General features: G+C 39.4%; 13 protein-coding genes. 2 read left to right on the forward strand and 11 right to left on the reverse strand.

The features are described 5' to 3' along the window. Window positions 1-230 precede the first annotated feature (230 nt). On the forward strand, window positions 231-1,763 hold the full coding sequence (locus tag C8268_RS18455; RefSeq protein WP_158702771.1) for a response regulator: 1,533 nt from the start codon (window positions 231-233) through the stop codon (window positions 1,761-1,763). Next, entirely contained in the window at window positions 1,760-3,469 is a 1,710-nt protein-coding gene (locus C8268_RS18460) for a sensor histidine kinase (protein WP_106769022.1), read from the forward strand. The genes C8268_RS18455 and C8268_RS18460 overlap by 4 nt, the downstream gene beginning before the upstream one ends. Window positions 3,470-3,707: 238 nt before the next feature. On the opposite strand, the gene C8268_RS18465 is transcribed toward C8268_RS18460, so the two are convergent. The 11 genes from C8268_RS18465 to C8268_RS18515 form a co-directional block, all read right to left on the reverse strand. After that, window positions 3,708-4,157, reverse strand: a complete 450-nt coding sequence (locus C8268_RS18465; RefSeq protein WP_106769023.1) for a hypothetical protein — start codon at window positions 4,155-4,157, stop codon at window positions 3,708-3,710. Window positions 4,158-4,239: 82 nt separating this feature from the next. Further along, window positions 4,240-4,539, reverse strand: coding sequence for a hypothetical protein (locus C8268_RS18470; RefSeq protein WP_106769024.1), 300 nt, complete (start codon window positions 4,537-4,539; stop codon window positions 4,240-4,242). A gap of 161 nt (window positions 4,540-4,700) precedes the next feature. Beyond that, the gene (locus C8268_RS18475; RefSeq protein ID WP_106769025.1) at window positions 4,701-5,150 is read right to left on the reverse strand and encodes a hypothetical protein; all 450 of its coding nucleotides are present in this window, start codon (window positions 5,148-5,150) and stop codon (window positions 4,701-4,703) included. Window positions 5,151-5,320: 170 nt separating this feature from the next. Continuing rightward, window positions 5,321-5,809, reverse strand: a complete 489-nt coding sequence (locus tag C8268_RS18480) for a hypothetical protein (RefSeq protein ID WP_158702772.1) — start codon at window positions 5,807-5,809, stop codon at window positions 5,321-5,323. A 163-nt stretch (window positions 5,810-5,972) separates the two neighbouring features. Beyond that, on the reverse strand, window positions 5,973-6,389 hold the full coding sequence (locus tag C8268_RS18485) for an Imm44 family immunity protein (RefSeq protein ID WP_106769027.1): 417 nt from the start codon (window positions 6,387-6,389) through the stop codon (window positions 5,973-5,975). An 18-nt stretch (window positions 6,390-6,407) separates the two neighbouring features. Next, entirely contained in the window at window positions 6,408-7,001 is a 594-nt protein-coding gene (locus C8268_RS18490) for an RHS repeat-associated core domain-containing protein (RefSeq protein ID WP_272939348.1), read from the reverse strand. Between the two features lie 385 nt (window positions 7,002-7,386). Beyond that, window positions 7,387-8,685 carry an ABC transporter permease gene (locus tag C8268_RS18495; RefSeq protein WP_106769029.1) on the reverse strand — a complete coding sequence of 433 codons (1,299 nt, stop codon included), beginning with the start codon at window positions 8,683-8,685 and terminating at the stop codon, window positions 7,387-7,389. Continuing rightward, window positions 8,678-9,580 carry an ABC transporter ATP-binding protein gene (locus C8268_RS18500; protein ID WP_106769030.1) on the reverse strand — a complete coding sequence of 301 codons (903 nt, stop codon included), beginning with the start codon at window positions 9,578-9,580 and terminating at the stop codon, window positions 8,678-8,680. The genes C8268_RS18495 and C8268_RS18500 overlap by 8 nt, the downstream gene beginning before the upstream one ends. Before the next feature lie 18 nt (window positions 9,581-9,598). After that, window positions 9,599-10,501: an ATP-binding cassette domain-containing protein gene (locus tag C8268_RS18505; protein WP_106769031.1), complete on the reverse strand. Its 903-nt coding sequence runs from the start codon at window positions 10,499-10,501 to the stop codon at window positions 9,599-9,601. A 4-nt stretch (window positions 10,502-10,505) separates the two neighbouring features. After that, a complete protein-coding gene (locus C8268_RS18510) occupies window positions 10,506-10,910 on the reverse strand; it encodes a GntR family transcriptional regulator (protein ID WP_106769032.1) in 405 nt (134 codons plus the stop codon). A gap of 56 nt (window positions 10,911-10,966) precedes the next feature. Continuing rightward, a complete protein-coding gene (locus tag C8268_RS18515; RefSeq protein ID WP_234032885.1) occupies window positions 10,967-11,692 on the reverse strand; it encodes a hypothetical protein in 726 nt (241 codons plus the stop codon). Window positions 11,693-11,706 lie beyond the last annotated feature (14 nt).

An 11,706-nucleotide genomic window follows, 5' to 3' on the forward strand; every position in this document is an offset into this window, starting at 1 on the left:
TCTCTTGTGGTAACCATTTCTAAGCGCCGGCTTGTCTTTAAACAGATACCATGAAGGTCGTTTTACCTGTATTTCATTCTAGTATTTTTGACCTACAATCGTATATACGAATTATTTGTGCTTTACACGAATTTTTTACTCACTTTTACAATACCAGCAACTACTATTTCATTCATTTTGAAAAGGCTTATAATAAACTATGATCAATAATGTTTGAAAAGAGGATACACATGCTAACCATTTTAATTACAGATGATCAAAAAGAAGAAAGAGAAGGTATCGCTTTTCTTATTCAAGAACTTGGATTTCCTCTTAAGGTTGAATTTTCTGAAAACGGAAAAAAAGCGCTTCAATTTTTGCAGCGTCAGTCTGTCGATATTTTGCTTACCGATGTACGCATGCCGTTAATGGACGGGTTGCAGCTTACAAAAGAGGCTTTAAAGATTCAACCGCATCTGAAAGTCATCCTGTTTAGTGGTTTCGCGGAATTTGAGTATGCCAAAACAGCCATTTCTCTAGGCGTGTCTGATTATCTTCTCAAGCCCATCCATGTGGATGCATTTCAAGATACGATGGAAAAAGTCATTCAAGAAATAACAAAGCGTCAGCAAATCAACGAAGCTTCCACGATGACGCAAGCCTATGTTAAAAAACATATGCTGTTTACCCTGGTCAACGGTGTTGGTGATCGTCCTTCTTGGAAAGGGGTTTCAATAGATCTGCCCGATCATTACGACCGAATGCTGCTGCTGGAATTTGAGAAAAATTTCTTTGAGCACGCCGGGCCAGAGTTCGAAAGCTTTATCTTGTCCTTATTGGAAACACCAGCGGATTATATCAATTTGAACGGGCATCAAAGTCTGCTGCTGTTTCCGGAACCCAACACTCCTTCCCGCTTCTCCTATCGTGAAATTGCGGAGCTTGTTCATGAAGGGGTGCTGGAGACATTTAATTTGATCTGCTACGTGGCCGTTAACGAGAAACCCACAGCGATCGGTGATCTGGCTACAGGGCTGAATCAATTAGAGCAGTTGATGGAGTACCGATTCTTCTCGCCTGATCATTATGTATTTGTAGAAAATGACGACAGCTTATTTTATTCCAATGACTCTGAATTATCAGATAATGTGATTTTGGATAGCATTCGGGAAAATTTGAAAAACCGCGATATATTCGGGGTGAAAGCCAATATAGAAATTTTGTGCCAAAAATATGCTAAACAAGGACAGTTTTCTCAGCTGTACGTAAAATATATGTTCTCTCATCTATATCAAGAAATTACAACGAATCATCTGGATATGTCGGAAGTGGAGTTAAATCACGGCATCGAGAAAATATACAAAGCTGAAGATATCCGGGATATTAAAAAAATTATCCATGAGTATATCTTGCGTCTTGAGGAGAAATTTACGGATTCGGAATCGTCTTTTCATCGGGATATAGCCTATATCAAAAAATATATCGATGAGCATTATGCAGAAGAGCTGAGTCTGGATTCTCTGGCCGCCAAAGTTTATTTGTCCCCCCATTATCTCAGTTCGATTTTTAAGAAGCATATGGGCTGCGGATTAAATAAGTACATTAAGAATGTACGAATGCAAAAAGCGAAGGAGCTGCTAACCAACACTCATCTCAAGGTTTCAGATATTTCCGGCTCAGTCGGGTATCGGGATGTATCGTATTTCTGCCAGAACTTTAGAGATTTCTATGGACGAACTCCTGAGAAGTTCCGGCAGTTTATTTCAACAGGAGAACGGGCATGAAAGTTTGGCAATCGCTGAAGCAAAGCATTCGGGACATGAGGTTTCAAAATAAAATCAAACTTGCTTTTCTTCTCATCAGCTTGATACCGGTTATTGTCCTGGGGGGATTTTGTTTTATTGAAACAAGATCCCTCTTGCTCGCGCAGTCCGAAGCCGATATGAATGCCAATCTGAAGCAAAGTGCTCAAGCGGTGAACAGTCAGCTGAATACATACAATCAAATAAGCACCTTCTTGAGCTTTAACCAGGCTGTCATTAATGCCGCTAATCATACGTATGAGAGCGCTTATGATATGTACGATCAGTTGAAAAATGTAATCGACCAGAATTTTTTCACAGCCCGTTTTTTGAATACGGATATTGAACGAATCACGCTGTATACGGGAACCAATCTTCCTAAACACGGAAATACCGTGATCCCTATCGAGGAAATCACAAACACCTATTGGTATTCGGAAGTGATGGAAACTACGGAAATCCTTTGGTTTGTAGAAGAAAATACGATTTTCAGCGTTGGCCAAATTTTTAACACGAAGCAAAAAGATCCGAAAACGAATATTTTATTTACACAAATAGACTACGATTCCCTGTTTCAACCTTTTCAACCCTTGCAATCAAGCGGTGCACAAATCCTTGTAACCGATGCAAGCGGAAAGTCGGTGTATTCCTCAGAAGGACTTAAGGGATTGGCTGATCTTACAGCCATTGACAAATCCGCAGATGAACTTCGCTGGAATGGAAAAGAGTACACCGTTTTGCAGTCCGATATTCCAATCTCCGGGTGGAATGTCTACTTATATAAACCTATAAGTCTCATTACCGACTCTGCTAAGCTGATCATTGTGACGATTGTGCTCATTATGATTGGCTGTATTATCGCTGTCGCGATGACGGGCACTTTTTTTTCCAGAAAAATATTGTCCCGCATTCTTAAGCTGCATAAAAATATGAAGCTTGTGGGAACTGGAGTGTTGGAGGTTACGGTATCGAGCGATTCCAAAGATGAAATCGGGGATTTGATCCGCGGGTTCGGAAATATGGTTGAGGAAACCAAGACGCTGATTAATAAAGTATATGTGGAGGAAATCGCGCGAAAAGAATATGAGATGAGGGCGTTGCAAGCCCAGATCAACCCTCATTTCCTGTACAACTCCCTTTCACTTATCAATTGGCGGGCCATTCGCATCCGTGCGAATGATATCAGTGAGATGGCACAGCTGTTGTCCACATTTTATCGAACAACCTTGAATAAAGGAGATAATATGATCCTGGTCTCCGACGAGATTTTGAATATACAGTCTTATATGAGCATTCAGCTCATTATGCACAGCAACAATTTTGAGGTGGAATACGAGATCGATGACGAGATTCTTTACTGCCTTATGCCCAATCTGATGCTTCAGCCGCTGATTGAAAATGCCATCATTCACGGGATCGAAAACAAAGAAGAAGGCGGCGGAAAAATCAGTGTTTCCGCAAAACAGGAGGATCAATGCATCGTATTCGTGGTCAGTGACAACGGCATTGGAATTCCATCCGAGCGACTTCCTCATTTATTAGTTACAAAATCCAAAGGCTATGGACTCAAAAATGTCCACGACCGTGCAAAACTAATGTATGGTCCGGAGTACGGGTTGACGATTAGCAGCACTGTCGAGGTCGGCACTCAGGTAACGTTAATAATACCGATGAATCGCTCTGAATAAACAATTGAACAGCCATGTCCACATCCCAAAACTCGAGGTTATCCCAAAAGATCACTAGATCTTACGGGGCGCCTCTTTTTTTGTTTTGTGAGATGCTCTGCCTGCGATTCCTCCCAAAACTCAACAAAAACCGTAACCTGGCTATAGGAAAAAGTGTTAACCCTATGAAACATATATTTTTGATCTGACACTGTGCTTCTTGGTCTACTACGGCAAGGCATTATAATAACAGAAGCTATTAAAACTTGGAAAGACTAATCGCTTGAAGAACTGCTTTAGCCAGGTTATTATTTTCGAGTGCATCTTCAACACTAAGATGGATTTCATCCCCAATCCCCATGTATCCCCACCGATATTTTTCTGTAGGAGTTATTGAATAACCTTCTTTCGGAACTAAGAACAAGGTAACACCCTTTTTATCTTTTATTGCTTTGTCGTATCCTGTTACTCCTAGGTGTTCTTCTAATGAACTTACTTCAGGATTTTCGTCTAGCAATTCTAAATTGCAATTTTTGAGTGATTCTAAAAGTGCGGCTTGTAATTCTTCTTCACTGGACGAACTGCTTAATTCAATGACTAACCCCTTCCCAACACTTGCATATGTTTTATTAACTGTTTGAGTAGAACAAATATATAATTTTTCACTACTTGCGTATATGCTCAATACTTTACCAAAATGTTCATGCATTTTAATGTATCTTCCTTTCCTATTTAACTACTTTAATATTAATTTATACGCCATATTTGTTGTCGTAATCTTAGAGTAATGTTCAAGGCTCTTTTAGAGGTTCAGATTTAAAATGTAAAATTGCCTTGTCATATCCTTTTACTCCCAAATGTTCTTCTAGTGAGCTTAATTCAGGCATCTCTTCAAGCAATTCTAAATTGCAATTTTTGAGGGATTCAAAAATTGCAGCTTGTAATTCTTCTTCAGTGACTGAGCTACTTAATTCAGTTACTGGGCCTTTCTGAATACTAGCATAATTTTTTTTAAAAATTTGATTTGAACAAATATATATTTTCTGACTGTTTGCGTAGATTGACAACCTTTTTGCATAGTGTTCTAGCATACTCTACAGCGCCCTTTCCTATTTAACTACTTTAATATTAATATGTATACGTCATATTAGTTGTATTATCTTAGAGAAATGTTCAAAACTCTTTTAGAGTTTTAAAATATAAAAACCTTACCGTAGGTCGCTACGGCAAGGCATTTTTAATAACAGAACTATTAAAGCCTGGAAAGACTAATAGCCTGAAGAACTGCTTTAGCCAGGTTATTATTTACGAGTGCATCTTCAACACTAAGATGGATTTCATCCCCAATCCCCATGTATCCCCACCGATATTTTTCTGTAGGAGTTATTGAATAACCTTCTTTCGGAACTAAGAACAAGGTAACACCCTTTTTATCTTTTATTGCTTTGTCATATCCCTTTACTCCTAAGTGTTTTTCTAACGAACTTACTTCAGGATTTTCATCTAGCAATTCTAAATTGCAATTTTTGAGTGATTCAAAAAGTGCAGCTTGCAATTCTCCTTCGCTAGATAAACTGTTTAGTTCGGTTATAAAACCCTTCTCAACAGTCTCATACGTTTTATTAACTGTTTGAGTAGAACAAATATATAGTTTCTCACTATCTACATAAATATTTAATATTTTCGCAAAGTGGTCGGTCACTTTTAATGTTACTCCTTTCCTATTTAACTACTTTGATATTAATGCGTATACGACATATTGGTGGTCATATCTTAGAGCAACGTTCAAGACTCTTTTGGTAGTTCAGTTTAAAATGTTAAAAAACCTCACCGTAGGTTTACTACAGCAAGGCATTATAATAACAGAAGCTATTAAAGCTTGGAAAGACTAATCGCTTGAAGAACTGCTTTAGCCAGGTTATTATTTACGAGTGCATCTTCGACACTAAGATGGATTTCATCTCCAAAACCCATGTATCCCCATCGATGTTTTTTCAAAGGATATACAGAATAACCTTCTTTTTGAACTAAGGATAAGGTAACACCTTTTTTACCTTTTATTGCTTTGTCGTATCCTGTTACTCCTAGGTGTTCTTCTAATGAACTTAATTCTGGATCTTCATCTAACAATTCTAAATTGCAATTTTTAAGTGATTCTAAAAGTGCGGCTTGTAATTCTTCTTCACTGGACGAACTGCTTAGTTCAATGACTAACCCCTTTCCAATACTTTCAAAAGTCTTATTAAGTTTTTGAGTAGAACAAATATATAGTTTCTCACTACTTGCGTATATACTTAATATTTTTCCAAAATGTTCATACATTTTTAATGTATCTTCCTTTCCTATTAAATTTTTTGACATTAACATATACGTCATATTGTTTTTTAGCTACATCGATAGCATTTTGCATGTCTGCTTTTCCTAATCGAACTGGCATTTTAGGTGGCTTAATCGCAAAGGGGCTGTCCAGAAAGTCAGCTTTCACTGACTTTCTGGACAGCCCCGCCCTTCTAAGTTTGAAACATTACAATTGATCAAGGTCATCTTTTGTAACGTTAAACAAATCTAAAATATCTCTTTCCAGTGAAGTAGCATCAAACCCACTCTTTAATTTTAAGCCTAATGCTCTGACGGAATTGACAATATTATTGATGACAAGCAGCCTTTGCAATTCTTTATCAGCATTTTTGAACATTTGATGATCAATCTGTAATCTTATATCCGTTTCTTTATCCTTCTTTTTATACATGACCCTTTCTTTAAAAAAACCTTCTGCTAATAAATCCTTGTCGACAATAATTGGAATAAGACTTAATAGCTCTACCTTATCTCCATAACTTCGATCTTCAAGTAGCTTCATTTTTTCATCAACTTCACTTTTAATAATTTGAAAATCTTTATCGACGTCGAAATTAACTTCACTAGTCATAAAAAATTTCACAATAAGATTTCCTCCTATTCAATAATCACTTTTATTCAAAGGTGGTCGTTCACCATTGTTAAGCTTTTTATATGTCAGTATTCTTCTATGCTGCCATTGATGCATTTGTTTTTTTGTTCCTGTTGCCATAATTACCATTCTGGCATTATTCTGCCTATACCATTTGTTTGAATATCTTTTAACCCCTCTAGTCGTTTCACCATACTTCAAAATTTTATTAGTACCGTTTTGCAGAATAGCATAACCATAAGTTGTTTTAGTAGTCTTATGACTATTTCCATGAACTTTATTATTTTTCTTAGCAGAGCTGGATGCTTTTTTTGCAACTTTCGTGACTTTAGTAACTGTTTTTGCAGTCTTTACCCCTTTATAGATTCTATATCCAATAAGAATGACATAGACTATAGGGTGTTCTCCATTATGATCTACATACTCTATAGGATTATTCAATCCATAATTGTACCCGTTTTGACTAATTGGAATTTCTGATATACCAGGATTAGGGTCTTGTGAAATGAAGATTCCATTGGTTGAATCATAATATCTAGACTTAAGATAGTGTAAGCTTAAGTCGGAATCAAATCTATACCCCGCATAGCGATAAGGATTAATAGATTATCGTCTCGTTCATTAGCACTCCCACTTGCCAAATAAACATAAGTCCCATCCTTATACAAGACGACAAATAGAGATTTTGTTTCCATGCTTCGAAACCATCACTTCTATCCAGTTTTTTGGCAGACCTCTTATACTCTAATCTCAACTCCCTCCAGATGTGCTTAAAGAACATTGTCATAGTATTAAGTGATTTAAATGGAAGGTAATTAATGGATCACTTAAAGCTGACACTGAGTGAGTAAGAATTGATCAAAAAAGGAGAACCTAAAAATTCAGGTTCTCCTTTTTTACATATGAATGAATAAATATTCATTTCTCATTATTTCTGAAAACCAATTCTCATTAATTATGACGCCACACATGACAACATACATTTTTCCTACATCTTATAAGCCTTCATCGCTTTAACCAACTCTTTGTAGGACGGTCGTTTGCCGTACATCAGAACGCCAGTACGGTAAATTTTCGCTGACAGCCATCCCAAAACGAGAATTCCCACAATAAGTATAGCGAGTGACAAGAGAATCTCCCATATAGGCGGATCACCTAAGCCGATACGTACAATCATCGAAGTTGGCGAAATGAACGGAATGTACGAAGAGACTTTCATCAGTGTTGAATTCGGAGCATTCAAACTGAAAATAGCGACATAAAATGCAGCGAGCGATAACATCGTAATAGGCATAATCGCCTGACCCAAATCTTCTGTACGGCTAACAATTGAACCAATCGCTGCATAGATGACAGCATATAAGAAGTAACCCAGAATGTAGAAGATAATGCCGAACACCAGCAGCATAGGATCAATTGCGCTCAGGTCCAGATTCAGTGATTCGAATGCCTCAACGTTATGCGGCAGCATCAAGTTAATAAAGAGAACGACACCGAAAGTGACAATCTGGGCAAGGCCAAGCAAGAACATACCGATAACCTTACCGAACATTTGACTGAGCGGCGATACACTCGTAATCAAAATCTCCATAATACGGGAACTTTTCTCGGTCGTTACTTCCGAAGCGATCATGTTACCTGTTCCCATCAATGTAACGAAGAACAAAATAACGAGTATATATACGAATGCGTAATTGACAGCATCCTTAGCAGGGTCTCCTGCTTCTCCAGCCGCTCCCTCTGCTTCTCCACCGTTTACATCACTGACATTTTGGGTCAGGATTTGAACAGGCGTATTAATTTGTTGAATTTGTTCATCCGTCAACGTCAACCCTTGAACAACACTGCGCGTTTTCGGTCCTTGTAGAGCAGCCTGCAAGGTAGACTGAAGTTCTGGATCAATGCTCTCGTCCTCCGAGATATAAAGCACTGCCGGGAAATGGCTTCCTTCTTGCTGCTCGAACGTAATGTAGCCTTCAATCACACCGTCTGCTACATCTTTATCCAGAGCAGCTTCATCCAACGCGTCGTATTGGACCAGTTCATAGTTTGTTGTAAGACGACCCATGCTTTCCGACAAGCCTTCTGCAAGCTGTTGATGCTGCTCATAAACCAGTCCGATCTTTTCAGGCCCCTCTGCTTTATCGCCGCTAAACAGTTGAATGATATAAGGAAGATTGACACCGATTGTAATTAACAATGCAAAAATCAAAGTGGTTACAATAAAAGACTTGGTTCGCACCTTATTTACGAAAGTAAACCGAATAACTGTCCACATACTATTCATTGGATTCACCTACCGCCTTAATGAATATTTGATTTAACGTCGGTTCTTTAATTTCAAACCGGTGAATATCGCTTTGTGACATCGCTGTGTTCAAGATCGACTGTGCCGCATCTACGCTGCTAATTCGTATGGAGTATCCGTCTTCTGTCCGGCTTACTTTCGTTACACCCGGCAGCTGCTCTAGCCCTGTCACTTCCGTTGAAGTACCGAGCAGCACCTCTTCACGAGGATAGTGAGATTTGATTTCTTTCAGATTTCCTTTTACGACCGTGTTGGAGCGATGTAAAATCGTGATGTTCTGGCACAGCTCCTCAACATGCTCCATTCGGTGTGTCGAGAACAAAATGCTCGTGCCTTTATCGCGAAGTTCCTTGACTGTAGTCTTCAAAAGTTCCACATTCACCGGGTCCAGACCGCTGAACGCTTCATCCAGAATCAAAATTTGCGGATCGTGAACTACAGCGGCGATAAAGCCCATTTTTTGCTGATTACCTTTGGACAGCTCTTCAATTTTCTTATTGTAGTATTCTGGAACTTCAAAACGATCCAGCCAATAACGAATGCTCTTATCGGCGTCCCTCGCTGACATTCCACGGAGCTGCGCCAGATAGGAAATCTGTTCACTGACTTTAACCTTCGGATATAAGCCACGCTCTTCAGGAAGATAACCCATAATACGGCGCAGTTCTTTATTATAAGGCTTGCCATTGTACAAAATCGTTCCCTCGTCAGGATAAATCAATCCAAGCACCATACGCATCGTTGTTGTTTTTCCAGCACCGTTCGCTCCGAGAAGACCATAGATTTCTCCCTCTTTCACTTCAAGCGAAATCCGGTTCACGGCCGTTTTATCGGCGTAGATCTTAACTACATTATCCAGTTGCAATCGTTGCATCGTTCAAACTCCTCTCTCCTATTCCTGCACACCAGCAGGTTTATTCCCCTGTATCCATAAATTCAGTACTTCATCCAGCTCTAAACTGCGGGTTTGATGAATTAATACCCCGGCTGATTGTAATATCGTTTCGACCTCCAGACATTCCGTTGTAATAAAGGAAGTGGTGGCCGCGGTTTCCTGCCTCCAACTTACGATACCCGGCAGTTCACCAATCATTGAACCATCTCCTGTAACCCAGCATTCCTTCCAGTTGTCGAGCAATCCGTCTTTTTCTACCATCCCGAGAAATTTACCGTGGTGCACAAGGATAAGATAGTCGGCAAGCCTGCGGATTTCTTCTACAATGTGAGTGGAAAGCACAATTGTGGTATTTCCGTCTTTGAGGCAGTCTCTGAGCTGATCGATCATCAGCTTCCACGCAAAAGGATCAAGTCCTGAGGATGGTTCATCCAACAACAGCAGTTTAGGCCGCGGAGCTAAGGCAGCTGCGATCTCAAATTTCCGCCGTTCTCCCTTGGACATCTTGTAGAGTTTAGTCCCGCGAGGAACACCAAATTTGGAGAGCAGCTCATCGAAATAGTAGCCATCCCAGTTGTCATACCATAAGGAACGAAACGCAGCCGCACCATCAACGGTCATATGCTTCTCCTCGTTATTAAGCTGCTCTGGGACATAGCCAATCTGCTGGCGGAGCTTTAAAGGCAAACCTTTAGAGTAAACATTACCGCGCCAGCTGATTTCTCCTTCATCCGGAATGACAGTCTGCATGATCATGTTCAGTATCGTGGTTTTTCCCGAACCGTTCGGACCAACCAGAGCAATGATGTATCCTTCCGGAATCGATAGATTTAAGGGCCCTATACTTTTTGTGCGACGTCGTTTCATGATATTACGCATTTCAATCAACTTAGGTTCCATTCATTTACTTCCTTTCCTTTGGTTGATTGTATTTCTGCTGAACGATTTCCATGAAAATCGTTTTTAATTCATCCTCCGAAAGATGCAAAGAAAGTCCTGTCTCCACGGCAGTCGTCAAGGCTTCAACAACTGTATCACGCTTAAATTTCTCCCGCATCTGTTCGCCGACCCCAGCAACAAATGTCCCCGTTCCTTGCCGCGTCCGCAGCAATCCCTCATTTTCCAAATCCTGATACACCCGACGTATCGTAATGACACTGCAATTCAAACTATTAGCTAATTCCCTTATTGACGGCAAAAGTGTCCCCTCCTGAATCTGACCGCTAATAATAAGTGATCTGAGCTGCGTCTCAATCTGGTGATACAAGGGCTCGGGACTGTGCTCATTAATTTGAATTGGGATTCGCACCTCTTTCACCTCACCTTATCGATATGTGATCTGGGGGCAGCGAAACATCATATAAATCATGATAAATCTCTTAACTGCATACGTTTATAAGTCAGACAGCACATCAAGATAAATCCTGTAAGTCCTATCACTAACGAGCCCCACATCACAGGTGATAACAACTTCCATTTGCTCGAAGCATAGACAAAGTAATCAAACAGACTAAATTGAAGTCCGGTTAAATACAGGATCAGAATAATAACGCCAAAGAACGGTATCGTGAATATACTAAACCAGAAATAGGTCTTCCCATTTTTCATAAACTCGTAATAAATAAGTATTCCGTTAATCAACACACCGATTCCCATCCAACTAATCCCGAAAGAGATGTAAGATATCAGATCCATAGAAGCTCTTAAGTCCCATGCAATGGCATAAGTAACACCGAAAAAAACAATTCCATTCATTATAAAAGCACATAATCCCATGAAAGCTCTGCTTACAATAACCGCTTCTGGTGGTACAGGAATACTCCGGTAATAGAACAGCATCTGGGTATATGAATCTTCATTTAAATATTTAAAAGCTCTTCTTGAGAAAGAGAAACCTAAAAAAGGAGTGAACAGCAGCATGAGAAAATCAGCAAAGGGACTAAAAATCTCTTGTTCCTGAAACATGCTGTTTATAAAAAAACTCAAACTGCTTGACATATAGAGCATGAAAACAATAGTCCATACGATCTGCAGCTTATCGCACCTGAAATCTTTAAACACAATCTTCATTGCATCACTGACGATATGCAATTTTCGTTCACCTT

This window comes from Paenibacillus faecalis, from assembly GCF_900289175.1.
In the GTDB taxonomy this organism is placed as follows: domain Bacteria; phylum Bacillota; class Bacilli; order Paenibacillales; family Paenibacillaceae; genus Paenibacillus_AQ; species Paenibacillus_AQ faecalis.

Excerpts from the sequence above, each read along its gene's own strand:
- C8268_RS18455 (WP_158702771.1), top strand. The coding sequence starts at position 231 with ATGCTAACCATTTTAATTACAGATGATCAAAAAGAAGAAAGAGAAGGT.
- C8268_RS18460 (WP_106769022.1), top strand. The coding sequence starts at position 1,760 with ATGAAAGTTTGGCAATCGCTGAAGCAAAGCATTCGGGACATGAGGTTT.
- C8268_RS18465 (WP_106769023.1), bottom strand. The coding sequence starts at position 4,157 with ATGCATGAACATTTTGGTAAAGTATTGAGCATATACGCAAGTAGTGAA.
- C8268_RS18470 (WP_106769024.1), bottom strand. The coding sequence starts at position 4,539 with ATGCTAGAACACTATGCAAAAAGGTTGTCAATCTACGCAAACAGTCAG.
- C8268_RS18480 (WP_158702772.1), bottom strand. The coding sequence starts at position 5,809 with ATGTCAAAAAATTTAATAGGAAAGGAAGATACATTAAAAATGTATGAA.
- C8268_RS18495 (WP_106769029.1), bottom strand. The coding sequence starts at position 8,685 with ATGAATAGTATGTGGACAGTTATTCGGTTTACTTTCGTAAATAAGGTG.
- C8268_RS18500 (WP_106769030.1), bottom strand. The coding sequence starts at position 9,580 with ATGCAACGATTGCAACTGGATAATGTAGTTAAGATCTACGCCGATAAA.
- C8268_RS18505 (WP_106769031.1), bottom strand. The coding sequence starts at position 10,501 with ATGGAACCTAAGTTGATTGAAATGCGTAATATCATGAAACGACGTCGC.